A 16,119-nucleotide genomic window follows, 5' to 3' on the forward strand; every position below is an offset into this window, starting at 1 on the left:
TCGCTCCGCTCTCTCATCCGAGCACCCCCGCCGCCCGTAGATCAGCGGCAAGGAGCTCGAGTTGTTCAGGATTCGGCATCAACTGCGGCAATCGCGGTTCACCCGCATCGATCCCGAGCAGGCGGAGGCCGCCTTTGCTCATCGCGACACCGCCCAAACGGAACATTGCCGAGTTCAACGGCACCAAGGCCGCGTTGATCTCCCTGGCGCGTGCCACCGCGCCAGAGGTGTAAGCAGTAAGCAACTCGCGCAACCGTTCGGGCACGAGATGTCCGATGACGCTGATGAATCCGGTCGCGCCGATCGACAGCCACGGCAGGTTCAGCGTGTCGTCGCCGGAGTAGAAGGCCAGGCCGGTGTTCGCGATCAGGTCGGCGCCCGCGTTCATGTCGCCCTTGGCGTCCTTCACCGCGACGATGCGCGGGTGCTCGGCCAGCCGGCGGATGGTGTCGCTGGCGATCGGCACCACCGAGCGCGGCGGAATGTCGTAGAGGGTGACCGGCAGGTCGGTGGCGTCGGCGACCGCGGTGAAGTGCGCGAGCAGGCCCTCCTGCGAGGGACGCGAGTAGTACGGCGTCACCACGAGCAGGCCGTGCGCGCCCGCGCGCTGGGCGTTGCGGGCCAGTTCGATGGAATGCGCGGTGTCGTAGGTGCCCGCGCCCGCGATCACGGTGGCGCGGTCGCCGACCGCGTCGACGACGGCGCGGAGCAGGTCCGCCTTTTCCTGCTCGCTGGTGGTCGGCGACTCGCCGGTGGTGCCGGAGATGGCGAGCAGATCGACGCCGCGATCGACCAGGCGGGCGGCCAGCGCGACGCCGGCATCGATGTCGAGCTTGCCGTCGGCACTGAACGGGGTCACCATCGCGACACCCACCGTGCCGGACGCACGCAGCTCGGTCTGACTCGCGGTGCTCGCTGCCACGCCCTCGTTACGCACGCTGCCGCCCTCGGGCTCCACGCTCGCTCCGTGGGTTGGCGTCGATTCACCGTTCGTCATGGTCAGAAAGGCTACCCGGTCGGAGGAACGCCCTCGACACCGTCGCCACTGAATGGACCGGCCGGTCGGGTGCGCGGCCGCCCCGCACGCGATCATGATGTCATTCGCGTCCTTGCGTGACATCAAATATGGCGTCACACTGATGTCATGGATCTGAACAAGTACACCGCCCGCCTGCGCGAGGACCTGATCGCGGCCGCCGCCCTCGGCGACGAAAAGACCCAGGCCACCGCGGCGGCGTTGGCCGCGGCGACCGAGAGCTCGGCCCGGCTGGTGCTACTTGCCGCGCTGTCCGAACTCGCGACCGAGCTCAACACCGAACTGGGTGACCGCACGGTGCACCTCTCCTTCGACGGCACCGAGGCCAAGGTCGATTTGCGCAAGCAGTCGTCCACCGATGACCATGCGACCTTCGAGGAAATGACCGGCGATATCAGCCGAGTCACCCTGCGATTGGTCGAAACGTTGAAGTCGAAGGCGGAAGAGGCGGCGGCGCAGAGCAATCAGTCGCTGAATTCGTGGTTGTCCGGGGCGGTTTCGGGGGCGCTGCGTGACCAGATGCGCGGGTACGGGCAGAAGCGCGACGTCTGATCGACAGCTGCACTCGTTCTCGGGATCTGCACTCGCTCTGGGCGCCAGAGCGGTGCGGATCTCGAGAGGCGGTGCAGGTTGTTTCATCGCATGCCTGCCTGGCGGTCGTGGGGTATGCGAAGTCTCAAGGGGTGTGCGAAGTTCGGGGCTGAGGCGGTGGGGTGCGGTCGGCTACAACAGCGGGGCGAGGTTGCCGCGGGGGCCGATTACGACCTTGTCCAGTTCGAGCCAGTCGGCCATGTCGCGCAAGGCCTCGGTGAGGGCGTGCGCGGTTCCTGGCGTGTCGTGGCCTGGTTCGGCGAAGGCGGCGGGGACCGAGAGGCGGCCTGCGGCGCGTTCGGCGCGGAGGTCGACGCGGCCGACGAGTTCGCCGTTGAGTAGGAACGGGAAGACGTAATAGCCGTGTACCCGTTTGGGTTCCGGGGTGTAGATCTCGATGCGGTAGTGGAAGTCGAAGAGGCGTTCGGTGCGGGCGCGGAAGAAGATCAGCGGGTCGAACGGGCACAGCAGGGCGGCGCCTTCGACGCGGCGCGGGATGGCAGTGCCCTCGCGCAGGTACGCGGGTTTGTCCCAGCCCTCGACCTCGACCGGAAGGAGTTCGCCCGCGTCGACGAGGTCGGTGATGGCGGGTTCGGTTTGGCGGCGGTGTAGTCGGTAGTAGTCGCGCAGGTCGGTTTCGGTGCCGATGCCGTGGGCGGTGGCCGCGCGCAGCACCAGTTCGCGCACCGCGTCCTCCTCGGAAACGGTGCGCGCCAAGATGTCCGGCGGGATCACGCGTTCGACGAGGTCGTAGTGGCGCGCGAAGCTGACGCGCTTGTCCACCGAGAGCGCACCGGAGGCGAACAGCTGCTCGCAGATCACCTTGGTATCGCTGAGATTCCACCAGGAACCCTTGGCGCGCGGCTTGTCCAGTTCCAGATGCCGCTCCACCTCACCGGCGGTGCACGCGCCGACCTCGGCGATCACATCCAGGACGTCTTGGCCCAGAGTGGGATTGCGCTCGACCACCTTGCGCGCTTCCGACCACCGGCCGTTCTCGAACTGCGCCATCCGCCACCGCATCAGCGGCCAGTCCTCGACCGGGATCAGCGCCGCCTCGTGCGCCCAATACTCCACCAGTCGCCGCGGCCGCCGCGCATTGTGACTCCACGCCGCCTCGTCGACCAGCGACCGATCGTAAGCCCCGATCCGGCTGAACACCGGCGCATAGTGCGCCCGCACCACCGCCGACACCGAATCCAACTGCAACAGTTGCGTTTTCTCGACCACCCCGAGCACCGACCGCCGCGTCGTCCGCACCGGCTTCCGCGCCGCAAACCCCTGCGCCGCCAGCGCGACCCGCCGCGCCACCCCCACACTGATCTTCCGCATACCCGCACAATGCCACGCGGGTCCGACAACCTAGGTGGAGACTTTGATGCTTCCTGCGGCGTCTATCTCGGTGCGGCGGTCTTGATGCGGGGCGTTGGCGAGCACCGTGGCGAGGATGCGGCGGCCCATCGGGAGGACTCGGACGGTGACCGAACCTGCGTTGGCGGCGTCCAATTCCTTTGTCGCGGCTTCGATTACCTGCTGGCGGACCCAGCGGGGGACCCCGGCGAAACCGCCGTCGTCGAGGAGGACCACCTCGACGCCGCGACTCCGGGCGCCGCGGGCGGCGCTGCTGAGTTCGTCGGTGACCAGTTGCGGGGCGCGCAGGCCGTCGCGTAGTTCGGCCTCCAGCAGGCGGCATTGTTCGCGTTCGGTGGCGGTGAGTTCGACACCGTCGGCGATGCGTTCCAGGATGGGCCTGGCCACCTTGTCGAGGCGGGCCAGCTGACGGTCGCGTTCGCCGTTCTCCGCAGCCATGGTGGCCTCGGCGGCGGCGCGCATCGTCGACTCCTCCCGCAGCAACCGCAGCGAGCGCTGGGTGGGTCGCATGATCACCGCGAAGAGCGAGACGCCGGCCACCGTGGAGATCGGCACGATCGATCCGGCGATCACGCCGCCGCTCAACCCGTTCACCACGCCGACGGCCGCGATCACGATCGCCACACCACAGACCCCGAGCCACGCCGCGCCCAACCTGCCGCGCAGCACGAGCACCGCGAGCACATAGGACGACGCGAACGCGGTCCACACCTGCCTCGACCAACCGTGCTCGACATCGAACGAGGTGAGCGCGGTCGCCAACGGTCCGGAGGCGGCGATGAATATCGTCGCGGGCAACGGCAGCGGATCGACCGGGATCACCAGCACCAGCACCCCGGCCGCGGCCAGCAGCACCAGCGCGCCCACCGCCGCGAGCAGCGGCGAATCGCCGAAATTGCGCACCATGTACAGCACGATGGTCGCCTGCAGGATGAGCAGGAACAGTCCGGCCGCCGGGTCGCGCAGTCCGAGCAGATCGCGTAACCCGAATTCGGTATCGGTGTCAGCCATCACTGCCCCACACCAAGGTCACCGTGGTGCCCTCGCCCGGTTGGGATTCCACGAAGCCCGCGCCGCCGGCCAGCTGCCGCATCCGCCCGAGAATGCTCACCGAGATGCCGAGGCGATCGGCGGGCACCTGCCCCATCTCGAAACCCGCACCGTCATCCCGGAATACGACCCGGATGCCGCCCGCGCTGATGGTCACCGTGACAGTGCGCTGCACCTCACGGCCCGGCACGGTGGCGTGGCGCAAACTGTTGCGCACCGCCTCGGTGAGCGCCGCGGCGATGGTGCCCGCCGCGTCCACCGGCAGCCGGAGGTCGTCGAATCCGGACCAGCGCCGGGCGGTGAACCGGATACCCGGGTTGACTTCGTGCACGGCCGAACGCAGGAAACCGGTAGCGGACTGCGCGTCCAGCCGATTCGGTTCCACGTCGCCGACGCGGCATTCGTCGAGCTGCTCGAGCGTCCGCTCGGCTTGCCTGCGCAGCACCGGCGAATCCGTACCCGCGCGCGACGCGTCCAGCAGGGTGGACAGCACCGCATCGTGGATCAGCGCGGCGAATCGCGCGCGTTCGCGGTCACGAGCCGCGGCACCGGCCACCGCCGCCGCACGCCTGCTCTCGATCGCCGACTCCCGATCCACTCGATCCGCAGCGGCCTTGGCGTAGATCGCGCACCAGAGGAACAGTGCACACAAACCGGCTGCGCGAACGAAGTCACCGGCCCACACCACGGGCGTCGCGTCCGGAAGCACGAAAGAGTTGGCGAACGCCGACAGTGCCGCACCGATCACGAGGTAGACGACCGCGTATATCGGACGCCACGCCAGCACCGCCGCGAGCACACCCAGCGCGAGCACGCGATACAGCCACACCGAGGACGCCTCGGGCGCGGGATTCGGATACGCGAACGGGATCACGGCCATCGCCGCGAGAAAGCTCACCGCCGCCGCACCGGACACCAACTGGATGAGCTGCCTGCTCGACGCGATCGACACCGCGGCAAGCACCGGGAACAGCCCGAAAGCCAGGACCACCGTGAGGACCGTCCAGCCGCCGGCGATGAGCCTGCTCTGGTCCGCGATCTCCGGCAGCTCGACCACCGCGACGATCACCCCGGCGATCCCGATCGCCAATCCGAAGCGACGCAGAATTCGATCGGACGCGCCCTCGTACCCACTCTTCTTGGACACCGGAGCTGCTCCCCTGCGCCAACGGCTCGGTGCGATGTGATCGAGCGACACGGGAGCAGCGGTGGTGTCCAGCATGCTGGACGCGATCATGACCGCGCCTCGCTGCGCTCGTTCATCCGCGTGGATGCCGCTCGGGCACCGGAAGCCACCCGTCCTCCACTGCCCGCTTGTACAGGTCGGTCTTGGTCGGCGCCGGGCGTCCCGCGTCGGCGTACTTCTGCCGGATGCGGCCGAGGTAGTCGTTGACCGTCTGTTCGGACAGGCCGGTCAAACGCGCCACCCGAGAAGCCTTCTCACCGGACGCGTACAGCGTGAGCACCTCTTCCTGACGCGGGCTGAGCCCGACGTCGGACAGCTGCGGGTCGCCGTCGATGGCGGCGGCCCAGTCGGTGGTCACCACCTGCTCGCCGGAACCCGCGCGGCGCACGGCCGCGACCACGGTCTGCACGTCCTCGGATTTGCGCACCACGCCGAGCACCCCGGCCCGCGCGGCGGACCGCACCAGGAACGCGTTGTCCGCGCCGGTGAAGATCAGCACCTCGATGCCGCGATCGCGCAGGGCGCGCACGTTGTCTTCGGGCGTCGACCCATCGGCCAAACGCAGGTCGAGTACGACCAGATCCAGTTGCGGTAGATCCTGAGCGGCAGCCAATAACTCCGGTACCGTGCCAGCGGTCAACACCAGGTCGAGATCGGGTTCCGGCGCAAGCATGGCGGCCAGTCCGATCGCTACTGATTCGTGGTCTTCGACCACTCCGATCCGGCGCGGTGCGTTATTGCCCCCTTCGGCCAACGTCACCTGAAATCTCCATTCCCGAGCAAACTCGTCACATCCCCACCGCAACAACGTTCTGTCAGTATGCCGGGCCGAAGCACCGAATGGTCAGACACCAGAAATCGGGGCCGACCCCAAATCGCTTCCGGCATAGATTGTCACTGCCAGCTATTTCGGGGACAAAAACTGTCAGTCGCCCATTAGTTGCGCGGCAATGGTCGCACCGAGCTCCCAGCAGCGCTGGATGTCGTCCTTCGTCGGCGGTCCCGACACGATCACCGGTGCGGCCGCCTGTTGCCAGCCGAGGCCGGTGGTGACGCGTTCCACACCGCGTTCGGCGCCCTCGGTGCCTTCGTTGCCGTGTAAGTAATACCCGAATGGCCGGCCGGTGGTCGAGTCGAGGCAAGGATAGTAGAACGTGTCGAAGGCGTGCTTGAGCGCACCGGACATGTAGCCGAGGTTGGCCGGGCTGCCGAGCAGATATCCGTTGGCGGCCAACACATCCGAGGCCGTGACGGCGAGGGCCGCGCGGCGCACGACCTGCACTCCTTCGATCTCCGGGTCGGTCGCGCCGGAGACCACCGCCTCGAACATGGCTTGCATGTGCGGGGACGGGGTGTGGTGGATGATCAGCAACTGCGTCACGGGACGAGCTTAGTGTGCGTGGTGCGGTACCCGGTCGACGCAGGCCGTCCAGTACGCAATGCGTACCCCGTTTGGCGAAATAGTAGAAATCGGCTATCGCCGTGTGAAGTTTGTCATCGGCGACGGCGTGTCGGTCAATATCCGCGGGATCGTTCCGAATTGCGCAACGGGCAGGTTCTACCCTGCTTGATCCCGTTCGAGTTTTTCGAGTGCGACCGCGCGGCGCATGGTGGCGCGGGCGCGGGTGCGGTCGCCGGCGTAGTCGTAGGCGCGGGCCAGGCGGTAGGAGACGCGCCAGTTGTCGGGGTCTGCTTCCCATTCGGTTTTGACCTGGGCGAAGAGTTCGTCGGCCGCGTCGCGTTCGATGCGGCCGGAGGGGCGGTGCGGTAGCTCGGAGGTGTCGAGTTCGTGGCCCTCCTCGTGGATGCGGCGGGCCAGGCGCTGGTGGGCCAGGGCGGCGCGCACGGTGGCGGCGACCACCCAGACGCCGACGAACGGGAGGATCAGCACGCCGATGCCGATGAGGATGGCGGCGACATTGCCGGTGCCGATGAGGCTGAACGCGATTCGGCCGAGGAGCAGGAAGTAGAAGCCGAGCACGAGGACCAGGACCGCGAGGAACGCGACGACCTTGACGACTTCCCGGTTCTGCTTGGCCCCGTCCGCGGCCGATCCCGCGGCGTTCACGCCGACACCTCGTTCACAGGTCGAGGAACGGGTCGAGCCCGACGGTGAGGCCGGGACGGTTGGCGATCTCGCGCACGCCGAGCAGCACGCCGGGGGCGAAGGAGGATCGGTCGATGGAGTCGTGCCGGATGGTGAGGGTTTCGCCCTGGGTGCCGAACAGCACCTCCTGGTGGGCGACCAGTCCGGAAAGCCGCACCGAGTGCACCCGCACGCCGTCGACATCCGCGCCGCGGGCGCCGTCCAGTTCGGTGGTGGTGGCGTCGGGGCTGCGGCCGACGCCCGCCTTGTCGCGGGCGGCGGCGATCAGGCCCGCGGTGCGGTAGGCGGTGCCGGAGGGTGCGTCGGCCTTGTTCGGGTGGTGCAGTTCGATCACCTCGACCGATTCGAAGAACCGGGCGGCCTGTTCGGCGAAGCGCATGGACAGCACCGCGCCGATCGCGAAGTTCGGTGCGATCAGCACGCCGGTGTCGGGGCGGTCGGTGAGCCAGCCGCGCACCTCGTCGAGGCGGGCGGCGTCGAAGCCGGTGGTGCCGACCACCGCGTGGATGCCGTTCTGCACCAGGAACTTCAGGTTCCCCATCACCACGTCCGGGTGGGTGAAGTCGACGACGACCTGTGTGTTCGCCGCGGTGAACGCGTCGAGCGAATCGTCCTTGTCGACGGCGGCGACCAGTTCCAGATCGGCCGCCGCGTCTACCGCCGCGATGATGGCCTGTCCGACTTTGCCGCGTGCTCCGAGCACTCCGACCCGTATGGTCACCGCACCTCCTCTTTCCGCTTTCGTCGGTGTCAGCCTATCGACCGTGTCGGGGCGGCGGTCCGCTGACCTCTGTGATTCACATTGCTACATGCGCATGTTTGCGAGCGGCCGGGATCTGCCCTACCGTCGCGGGCGTGACTTCGATTCGGGAACGGGCAGCGGTTTTCCTACGGCAGCACGAACGCAAGAAACTGGCTGTCGGGCAGCATGATTGGCAGTACTACGCGGGCGGCGCGGGCGATCCGGTGTTGCTGCTCAGTGGCGGCTCGGGGATCGGTATCGGCTGGCTGGATTTGGCGGATGCGCTGGTGCCGCGGTTCCGCACGATCGCGCCCGACTACCCGTCGAGTGTCGGGTCCTGCGCCGAGTTGGTCGACGGTTTTGTCGCGGTGCTCGATGCGGAGGGGATCGATCGGGCTCATGTGGTCGGCCAGTCGGCGGGTGGCATGTATGCGGAGCTCCTTTCGCGTCGTGCGCCGGATCGGGTTCGGTCGCTTACCTTGTCGAGCACCGGGTTGTATGGGCCGGAGGATATCGATCGGTTGCGGATGCGGGTCGAAACCACCTTGGCGACGCCGTGGCCGGAGACGCAGGAGGCGATTCGTACCGCGTTGCGGAGCGCCTGGGCGGACTCCGAGGAAGCCGAGTTCTGGATCGAGCAGGTCGTGACGGCCACCGACGCGGCCGGGAGCGCCGGTGCCGCCAATTCGTATCGTCTGCTGCTCGAGCTCGCCGAGGGTGTCGACGATCTCGTGCGGGGTCCCGCCTGGGATGGCCCCGCCCTGATCTTCCGCGCGGACGACGATCCGCTGATCACCACTGCCCATACCGGGCGCCTACGCGACCTGCACCCCGGCTGCGAACTCCGGACCTTCGCCGAGGGCGGTCATTCCTTGTTGATCAGTCGAACCGCCGACTACATCGAGGTGGTGACCGAATCCCTCACCCGCGCATGACTATTCACCCCAGGGGCACAGTAACGGCACCCCGGTGCCACGGAAGTCCTTGCCGTTGCGCGTGACAACGGCGAGTCCGTGCGCTTCGGCTGTCGCGGCGATGAGTGCGTCTACAGCTTCTACGCGCTGGCCGACACCCTCGGCTCGGGCGCGGATGCGCCCCCACGCCTGCGCGACGCCGAAGTCCACCGGCAGTAGTCGCGCATCGAATCTGTCGGCGACCTGATCCGTCAGCCAGGTGGTCAGGCGAGCCTTCTTCCGTCCGTCGGACAACCGATCGACGCCGCGGCGGATCTCGCCGATCGTGATGACGCTCAGGAACATTCGTTCCTCGTCCGCTTCGTGCAACCAACCGATCAGTCCGGGGTCGGGTCGCGGCCTGATCCACTCCGAGACGGCGTTGGTGTCCAGGAGATAGCCTGCGGGCTCGACCTCCAACGCCATCACAGGGTCACGTCGCGGTGCTGCGGATCCGTTCTGTCACGCTCGACCACTAGGCCGGAATCCCGTAGCGGCGAGTCGGCGAAGAATTCGGCCAGGCTCCCCTGCCGCGCGTTCCGGCGTCGCCATTCATCGATGGCTACGACGACGGCGACTTCACGCCCGTGCTTGCTGATCACCTGCGGTCCCTCCCGATCCACCGTGTCGATCAACTCGGACAATCTGGCCTTCGCGTCGGCAAGGGGCCATGCGACATCAGGTCGCTCCGATCGCTTTCTAGCCATCTGATCACCCGTTTCGACCATTTTGACTACTCTGACCAGATCAGGCTACCTACTGAACCGGCTCGACGCCAGACATATTCGCGGCCATCTTTTCCAGCACCCGCATGGTCTCGGCGAACTGCTCGTCGGTGATGCCCGCGGTCATCTGCCTGCGGCGCGCGCCGATCCGAATCCAGGCCTGATCGTGGACCTCTCGGCCCGCGTCGGTCAGCGAGAGCGTGCCCGACTCTTCGACCACGAGCCCACGGGTGGCGACCGCGGCCAGCTCGGCCTCCCACTCCGCCTGACCGTTCAGGAAGGTGTCGAGCGCGGCGTGCAGCTCGCTCGCCTGCTGCGGACCGTCCGACAGGGAGTGCAAGATCTGCCAGTGCCTGCGGCTCAGTTCGCCGGCGGCGAGATCCTCGTCGAAGCGCTCGGTGATCAGTCGATCGAGCTCGACGAGCCAGTAACCGATGTGGCGTCGAACGGCCATGATGTCCTCCAAAGCATGTAGCAAAACAACTGCATGTACTATTACATGAAACTCCGGCGGACGGAAGAGCGCACGACAGGAGAACCGATGCACGAGCACGACGCGATCACCGAGGCCGTCGAAGCGGCGATGGTCCGGATCCGGCGCAGACAGACCCGAGGGGCACTCGCCGGCGACTCCCCGATCCCGATCGCCCTGCATCGAGTCCTCGACGCCGTCGCCGCCACCGAATCCCCCACCGTCAGCACCCTGGCCCCCACCCTCGGCGTAGATCAACCGCGCGCCAGTCGCCTTGTCGCCCAGGCAGTTTCGCACGGCCTACTGGAACGAGTCGCCGACCAACACGACGGCCGCCGCGCCGTCCTCCGCCTCACCGGCGACGGCCAGCAGGCCATGACCGCCGCCCGAACCGGCCGCCGCACCGCCATGGCCGCCGCCATGTCCGACTGGACCGCCACCGAACGCAGCGAATTCGCCCGCCTACTGAACCGTTTCGTCGACGCCATGGACGCACCGACCCCCCGCTGACCGCGCGCACGTTCCGGCCCGCCGCGCACGAAACAGTCGGCAAATCCGCGCGCGCCGCACGAATCCGCGCGCGGGACTGGGCGCCCGTGCTTACCGAGTCGGTACGACGTTGACGAGGTCTCGGTTCAGGAATGAGGCGGTTCGTAGTTGAATCGCGGCGGCCCATCGAACGCCCGTACCCTGGCGGCCGGTGCACGCAAACCGACGCTCGGTTGCGGACGGTGGCTCTCGTCAGTCGAAGACGATTACCTGGCGGAGGGCGTGACCTGCGGCGAGTTCGTCCATGGCGCGGTTGATTTCGTCGAGGCCGATGTGGGCGGAAACCAAGCGTTCGACGGGGAGGCGGCCCTCGCGCCACATTCGGACGTAGGTGGGGATGTCGCGGGCCGGGACTGCCGAGCCCAAGTAGCTGCCGACGATCGAGCGGCCCTGTGCGACAAGGGCGAGTGGGGAGATGCTGGCGCGGGCGTCGGGGGCGGGCAGGCCGACGGTGACCGTGGTGCCGCCGGGAGCTGTTGCGGCGACGGCGGTTTCGAAGGCGCGGATGTTGCCTGCGGCCTCCACGACGATTTCCGCCTGCACACCCGACTCGGCTACCTGGGCCGGAGTGTAGGCCGCAGTCGCGCCCAATTCCTTTGCCAGGGTGAGCTTTTCCGGAACTGTGTCGACGGCGATGACCTCGTGGCCGTCGGCCGCCAACGACACCGCGACCAGCACCGCCGCCATGCCGACACCGCCGAGCCCGACCACCATGATCCGGTCCCCCGGTCCCGGCTTGGCCGAATTCAACAGTGCGCCACCGCCGGTCAACACCGCGCAGCCGAGGACGGCCGCCACCTCGGGCGGCACGTCGTCGTCCACCGGAACCACCGACCTGCGATCGACCACCGCATGTGTCGCGAAGGCGGAGACCCCGAGGTGATGATGCACCGCCTCGCCGTCACGGCTCAGCCGCCGCCCACCGCCCAGCAGTTCACCCGCATTGTTGGCGACGCTGCCCGGCACGCACGGCGTCCGCCCATCGGTGGCGCAGCCCGCGCATTCGCCGCAGCGCGGCAGGAACGTCATCACCACGCGCTGCCCGACCGCGAGATCACTGCCGCCCGGCCCGATCGCCTCGACGCGCCCCGCCGCCTCGTGACCGAGCAGCATCGGCACCGGCCGCACCCGATTCCCGTCGACCACCGACAGGTCCGAGTGGCACAGCCCCGCCGCCTCGATCCGAACCAGCAGCTCGCCCGCCCCCGGCTCCCCGAGTTCCAACTCACCCACACTGATCGGCGCCGACTCGGCGAACGGCACGGGCGCCGCGATCCGCTCCAGGACCGCCCCACGAATCTTCATTCCGCCGACGCTACCGTCCGCACTGTCCCAGGCACAGGGTTCACCCCGCAGCCACCCGCCCCCGCGCTCAACTTCGGCTGCCGCGCGAAACAACAAGCCGCGCACATGCTCGCTACTCGCGCGAAACAGCCAGCCGCGCACATGCTGACCCGCCGCGCACGAAACAGCCAGCAATTCCGTGCGCAGCCCACCAAATCGCGCGCGGGTTGCACTCACCGCGACCGGCAAAGGCTACGACCCAGTACTCGTACCGCCGCGCACATACTCGCTACTCGCGCGAAACAGCCAGCCGCGCACATGCTGGCCCGCCGCGCACGAAACAGCCAGCAATTCCGTGCGCAGCTCGACAATTCACGCGCGGAGTGCGCTCGGTGCGGGTGGCTCGGAGCGGGTGCATACAGCCGACAGGTTCGTACATAGGCTGGGAATTCGTGTGCGACGGGCGAGTGGACCCCGACGATGTCGAGCGGGGCTATCGCACGCGGTCGGCCACGGATGTCGCGCGGTACAGCACCCATTCCAGGGGGCCGCGGCGGAAGAAGCGGGTCCAGCAGTAGGCGAACATCATGATGATTGCGCTCAGTCCTAGCAGGACGGGGAGCGAATCGGCGGGGAGGACGTCGAAGCCGAGCACTGCGATCGCGAGTACGTGGAATACGTAGGCGGTCAATGACATGCTGCCGACTGCGATCAGTGGCGTGGCCAGCCGCTGGAACTGCTCGGACCCGGCGCATGCGGCAAGGCAGGCGACGAGCACCGTGAGTGCGACACCCGTGTTCGCGATGATCGACAACGTGGTTTCGCTGTGTGGCATCGCCACCAGCTGGTATCGCCAGCCTGACGGATCTTCGGCCAGGTCGGACCACCACGGCGCGTACATGATCCCGGGCCGCGCCGCCACACCGGACGCGAAATGTAGGGCCAGCGCGGAGCCGCCGTAACCGAGCACCGCCAAGCCGATGCCGAGCATCGCAAGACGCGCGCGAATCACGGTGGCGGACAAGTCGAGTCGAGCGACGGCCATACCCGCGAGCACGAACGGCAGCCAGCAGAGCGCCGGATAACTACCGTTGAGCAGCAACCCGACCAACCCGTCGTTGCTCGAGCTCGGATCGCCGCGCCCACTCAGCCACGCCAGCGGATCGAACCGATTGACGGCCGCGGTCCAGCCGGAGTCCGTCGCGATCACCGCGAACACGATCTGCGGCAACACCACCGCACTCACCGCCGCGAGCACGGCCAACGTGCCGGCGCGCAACCGAGCCAACGGCAACGCCATCAGGAAGTACAACCCGTAGTAGGCCAGGATCACCTCGACCTTCGTCCCGGACGCAGTCAACGCGGTACCCACCACCAGCAAGATGCCGGCCCGGATCAGTATCTTTACCCGCGCCTGCCGACCGGCCCGCCCCGTCTTCGGCACCCGCCGCCCGGTGATCAGCAGAATCGAGAACCCCGCAAGGAACGCGAACAACGCCGACGACCGCCCATGCGTCACCTCCATCACAAACCCGATCACCCCACCCGCATCCGGATTCGGCCCCACGTGCGCCGCATACATCCCAAGCACCGCAAGCCCACGCGCAAGATCCACGCCAAGTAACCGAGCACCTGACCGCACCCCATCACTGGCCCGCGCCACATCATCGGTCCGCATTGCAGCACTGGATTTCGATGCCGCACCCGCCGGCGCAGCATGGCCAGCACCCACTGCGTCGCCGGTCCGCACCGCATCACCCACCCGCACCGAGGCATCGCTCCGCATCACAGCGCCGGACCGCATTGCAGCACCCGCCAACGCGGCGTCGCCAGAACGCGCTGCATCACCAACCCGCACTACGCCACCAGTTCGCGCTCGATCATCAGCACGCGCTGCACCACCGACCCGCACTGTGCCGCAGGCCCGCTCAACGTCACCCGCCCTCGCTACGTCGCCAACCCGCATCGCATCATCGGTCCGCGTGTGCCCTCCAACGCGCACCCCGCCGTCAACACGCCCGTCATCACCGTCGACCTCAGTCGGCTGACCGACACCGCCGGATGTCGGAAGTCCGTTGTGTCCCATACGTTCAGCGTTGAGAACGCTCGATGTATCCGGTATCCGGCACGCGTCCGGTCCACCTCCGCTCATCGGCGGACGGTGACCCGCCGGTCGGCTGGATCATCCCCGCCGATCGGCCGTCCGACCGCCTCGCCGACAGGTTGTCTTACCGGCCGGATCTAGGCTCACGTGCGGAAACGGCGAATGTGTTGGAGGTGTGGCGGGTGATCCGGGTGGTGGTCGTCGACGACGAGGCGCTGGTGCGCTCCGGGTTCGAGTTGATCTTGAATGCGGCCGCCGATATCGAGGTGGTGGCGACGGCGACCGGGTCGGCGGCGCTGCGGGCGGTCGAGACGACGCGACCGGACGTGGTGCTGCTCGATATCAGGATGCCCGACGTCGACGGTCTGACGGTGCTGCGGCTGTTGCGCGCGCTGCCGGACCCGCCGGTGGTCGCGATGCTGACGACGTTCGACACCGACGACTACATTCTGTCCGCATTACGTTCCGGCGCAGCGGGTTTCGTGCTCAAGGACACCGAACCCGAACAGCTCGCCCAGCTGACGCGCACCCTCGCGTCGGGCGGTGTCGTGCTGTCGCCGAAGGTCTCGGCCACGCTGCTGCGCAACGCCGAGCCCGCCACCACCGCGGACATCGACGCCGATGCCGCGCGCGTCGAGCGGCTCACCGAGCGGGAACGCGCGGTGCTCGTGCTGATCGCCACCGGCCTGTCGAATGCCGAGATCGGTCAGCGGATCCACCTGAGCGTCGGCACGGTGAAGGACCATGTCAGCGGGATCTTCACCAAATTGCGGGTGACCAGCCGCGTGCAAGCGGCACTGCTCGCGCAGCGGGCCGGAATCCTGCCGTGAATCGGCTCCCGCCGTGGCTGATCGACCTAGCGCTGGTCGCGGTGGCCGTGGCCGATGTGCTCGTCGACGGCGAGGACACCTCTCGAGTCGAATACATCGCAGGCGGTATCGCGTGCGCCGCCCTACTGCTGCGCCGCCGCTTCCCGCTGCTGGCCTTCGCACTGACGCTCCCCGCGAGCTGGATGCTCGCCAACCTCGCCGCCCCCGCCATCGCGCTCTACGCCCTGGCCCAACGCACCAGCAATCGCCCGCTGCTGTGGGGATCCGTACTCGTCACCTCGATCGCCGCGTCCGCACCGTGGCCGCCCGGGCATGCCCTCGACCAGCGCGGCTCGCTCGTCACCTTCGCGTACTCGCTGGCCTGGGCGGGTGCCCCGGTATTGCTCGGCCAGCTGGTGCGGACTCGCCGAGACCTGTCCGCCCGGTTGGTCGAGATCGAGGAGGCGCGCGACCACGAACGGCAACTGCACGCGCAGGCGGTGCTGGCCCGCGAACGCGCGCAGATCGGCCGCGAAATGCATGACGTGGTCGCACATCAGGTCAGTCTGATCGCCGTGCGCGCAGGCGCGCTCCAGGTCGCGGCGACCGATCCCGACGCGGCCGAGGCGGCGCGCACCATCCGCAGGCTCAGCGTCGACACCTTGGACGAACTCCGCCACATGGTCACACTGCTGCGCGCCGCGGGCGGTCAGAGCACCGAGCTCACGCCGCAGCCGACGCTCGCCGACCTGCGAAAGCTGCTCGACTCCAGCGGTATTCAGATCGAACTGCGCGGCGAGCTGCCCGACGAGCTCGCCGCGCCCGGCCAGCGCACCATCTATCGAACGGTGCAGGAGGCGCTCACCAACGTCCGCAAGCACGCACCCGGCGCGACCGCGACGGTGTCGCTGTGGCACGACAGCGACCACTTCGGCGTCACCGTCACCAACACCGAGCCGACCCGTCCCGCGGTGCCGCTGCCCAGCTCGCGACACGGACTGGTCGGCCTCGCCGAACGCGCCGAACTGCTCGGCGGCAGTTTCGAATCCGGGCCGACCGCCGAGCGCGGCTATCGCGCCGTGCTGCGCCTGCCCCGCTGACCCGAAAGATGGTCTGCGTCACTGGATAGTGGCGAAATCC

At 68.1% G+C, this 16,119-nt stretch carries 18 protein-coding genes; 5 read left to right on the forward strand and 13 right to left on the reverse strand.

Annotation, left to right across the window (positions count from 1 at the left end; translation table 11 throughout):
* Positions 1 to 13: 13 nt before the first annotated feature.
* On the reverse strand, positions 14 to 862 hold the full coding sequence (gene dapA / locus ACIBK2_RS17860) for a 4-hydroxy-tetrahydrodipicolinate synthase (protein WP_379284854.1): 849 nt from the start codon (positions 860 to 862) through the stop codon (positions 14 to 16).
* Between the two features lie 282 nt (positions 863 to 1,144).
* Here dapA and ACIBK2_RS17865 point away from each other — a divergent pair, with 282 nt between their 5' ends.
* Positions 1,145 to 1,588, forward strand: a complete 444-nt coding sequence (locus ACIBK2_RS17865; RefSeq protein ID WP_396968556.1) for a hypothetical protein — start codon at positions 1,145 to 1,147, stop codon at positions 1,586 to 1,588.
* Between the two features lie 171 nt (positions 1,589 to 1,759).
* Here ACIBK2_RS17865 and ACIBK2_RS17870 read toward each other — a convergent pair whose 3' ends face one another.
* The 7 genes from ACIBK2_RS17870 to dapB all read right to left on the reverse strand — a co-directional run bounded on the left by ACIBK2_RS17870 (position 1,760) and on the right by dapB (position 8,062).
* Entirely contained in the window at positions 1,760 to 2,959 is a 1,200-nt protein-coding gene (locus tag ACIBK2_RS17870) for a winged helix-turn-helix domain-containing protein (RefSeq protein ID WP_396968558.1), read from the reverse strand.
* 30 nt (positions 2,960 to 2,989) lie between these two features.
* Positions 2,990 to 4,009, reverse strand: coding sequence for a hypothetical protein (locus ACIBK2_RS17875; RefSeq protein WP_396968560.1), 1,020 nt, complete (start codon positions 4,007 to 4,009; stop codon positions 2,990 to 2,992).
* The gene (locus tag ACIBK2_RS17880; protein ID WP_396968562.1) at positions 4,002 to 5,285 is read right to left on the reverse strand and encodes an ATP-binding protein; all 1,284 of its coding nucleotides are present in this window, start codon (positions 5,283 to 5,285) and stop codon (positions 4,002 to 4,004) included. Before ACIBK2_RS17880 ends, ACIBK2_RS17875 begins: the two co-directional genes overlap by 8 nt.
* Positions 5,286 to 5,307: 22 nt before the next feature.
* On the reverse strand, positions 5,308 to 5,994 hold the full coding sequence (locus tag ACIBK2_RS17885) for a response regulator (RefSeq protein WP_150405770.1): 687 nt from the start codon (positions 5,992 to 5,994) through the stop codon (positions 5,308 to 5,310).
* A gap of 165 nt (positions 5,995 to 6,159) precedes the next feature.
* Complete coding sequence (locus tag ACIBK2_RS17890; protein ID WP_357378660.1) at positions 6,160 to 6,615, reverse strand: flavodoxin family protein; 456 nt, start codon at positions 6,613 to 6,615, stop codon at positions 6,160 to 6,162.
* A 177-nt stretch (positions 6,616 to 6,792) separates the two neighbouring features.
* Positions 6,793 to 7,302 (reverse strand): hypothetical protein, encoded by a 510-nt coding sequence (locus ACIBK2_RS17895; protein WP_396968565.1) that lies wholly within the window; start codon positions 7,300 to 7,302, stop codon positions 6,793 to 6,795.
* A 13-nt stretch (positions 7,303 to 7,315) separates the two neighbouring features.
* Positions 7,316 to 8,062 carry a 4-hydroxy-tetrahydrodipicolinate reductase gene (gene dapB, locus ACIBK2_RS17900; RefSeq protein ID WP_396968567.1) on the reverse strand — a complete coding sequence of 249 codons (747 nt, stop codon included), beginning with the start codon at positions 8,060 to 8,062 and terminating at the stop codon, positions 7,316 to 7,318.
* 134 nt (positions 8,063 to 8,196) lie between these two features.
* Between dapB and ACIBK2_RS17905 the strand changes: the two genes are divergently transcribed.
* Complete coding sequence (locus ACIBK2_RS17905; protein ID WP_396968569.1) at positions 8,197 to 9,018, forward strand: alpha/beta fold hydrolase; 822 nt, start codon at positions 8,197 to 8,199, stop codon at positions 9,016 to 9,018.
* On the opposite strand, the gene ACIBK2_RS17910 is transcribed toward ACIBK2_RS17905, so the two are convergent.
* The 3 genes from ACIBK2_RS17910 to ACIBK2_RS17920 are packed head-to-tail and all read right to left on the reverse strand — an operon-like array spanning position 9,019 to position 10,215.
* Entirely contained in the window at positions 9,019 to 9,462 is a 444-nt protein-coding gene (locus ACIBK2_RS17910) for a type II toxin-antitoxin system VapC family toxin (RefSeq protein ID WP_396968571.1), read from the reverse strand.
* The gene (locus ACIBK2_RS17915) at positions 9,462 to 9,743 is read right to left on the reverse strand and encodes a type II toxin-antitoxin system Phd/YefM family antitoxin (RefSeq protein ID WP_379284547.1); all 282 of its coding nucleotides are present in this window, start codon (positions 9,741 to 9,743) and stop codon (positions 9,462 to 9,464) included. Before ACIBK2_RS17915 ends, ACIBK2_RS17910 begins: the two co-directional genes overlap by 1 nt.
* Positions 9,744 to 9,792: 49 nt before the next feature.
* Positions 9,793 to 10,215 (reverse strand): MarR family winged helix-turn-helix transcriptional regulator, encoded by a 423-nt coding sequence (locus ACIBK2_RS17920; protein ID WP_396968574.1) that lies wholly within the window; start codon positions 10,213 to 10,215, stop codon positions 9,793 to 9,795.
* Positions 10,216 to 10,302: 87 nt separating this feature from the next.
* On the opposite strand from ACIBK2_RS17920, the gene ACIBK2_RS17925 reads away from it, so the two are divergent.
* A complete protein-coding gene (locus ACIBK2_RS17925; protein WP_396968576.1) occupies positions 10,303 to 10,743 on the forward strand; it encodes a MarR family winged helix-turn-helix transcriptional regulator in 441 nt (146 codons plus the stop codon).
* Between the two features lie 231 nt (positions 10,744 to 10,974).
* Here the strand turns inward: ACIBK2_RS17925 and ACIBK2_RS17930 are convergent, their stop codons facing one another.
* Both ACIBK2_RS17930 and ACIBK2_RS17935 read right to left on the reverse strand, forming a co-directional pair.
* Positions 10,975 to 12,087: an alcohol dehydrogenase catalytic domain-containing protein gene (locus tag ACIBK2_RS17930; protein ID WP_396968578.1), complete on the reverse strand. Its 1,113-nt coding sequence runs from the start codon at positions 12,085 to 12,087 to the stop codon at positions 10,975 to 10,977.
* A 472-nt stretch (positions 12,088 to 12,559) separates the two neighbouring features.
* On the reverse strand, positions 12,560 to 13,681 hold the full coding sequence (locus tag ACIBK2_RS17935; protein ID WP_396968580.1) for a DUF418 domain-containing protein: 1,122 nt from the start codon (positions 13,679 to 13,681) through the stop codon (positions 12,560 to 12,562).
* Positions 13,682 to 14,175: 494 nt separating this feature from the next.
* Between ACIBK2_RS17935 and ACIBK2_RS17940 the strand changes: the two genes are divergently transcribed.
* Positions 14,176 to 15,000: a response regulator gene (locus tag ACIBK2_RS17940; protein WP_396968582.1), complete on the forward strand. Its 825-nt coding sequence runs from the start codon at positions 14,176 to 14,178 to the stop codon at positions 14,998 to 15,000.
* Positions 14,997 to 16,079 (forward strand): sensor histidine kinase, encoded by a 1,083-nt coding sequence (locus ACIBK2_RS17945; protein WP_396968584.1) that lies wholly within the window; start codon positions 14,997 to 14,999, stop codon positions 16,077 to 16,079. The genes ACIBK2_RS17940 and ACIBK2_RS17945 overlap by 4 nt, the downstream gene beginning before the upstream one ends.
* The last annotated feature ends 40 nt before the right edge of the window (positions 16,080 to 16,119 follow it).

This window comes from Nocardia sp. NPDC050175, from assembly GCF_044459885.1.
Classification (GTDB): Bacteria; Actinomycetota; Actinomycetes; order Mycobacteriales; family Mycobacteriaceae; genus Nocardia.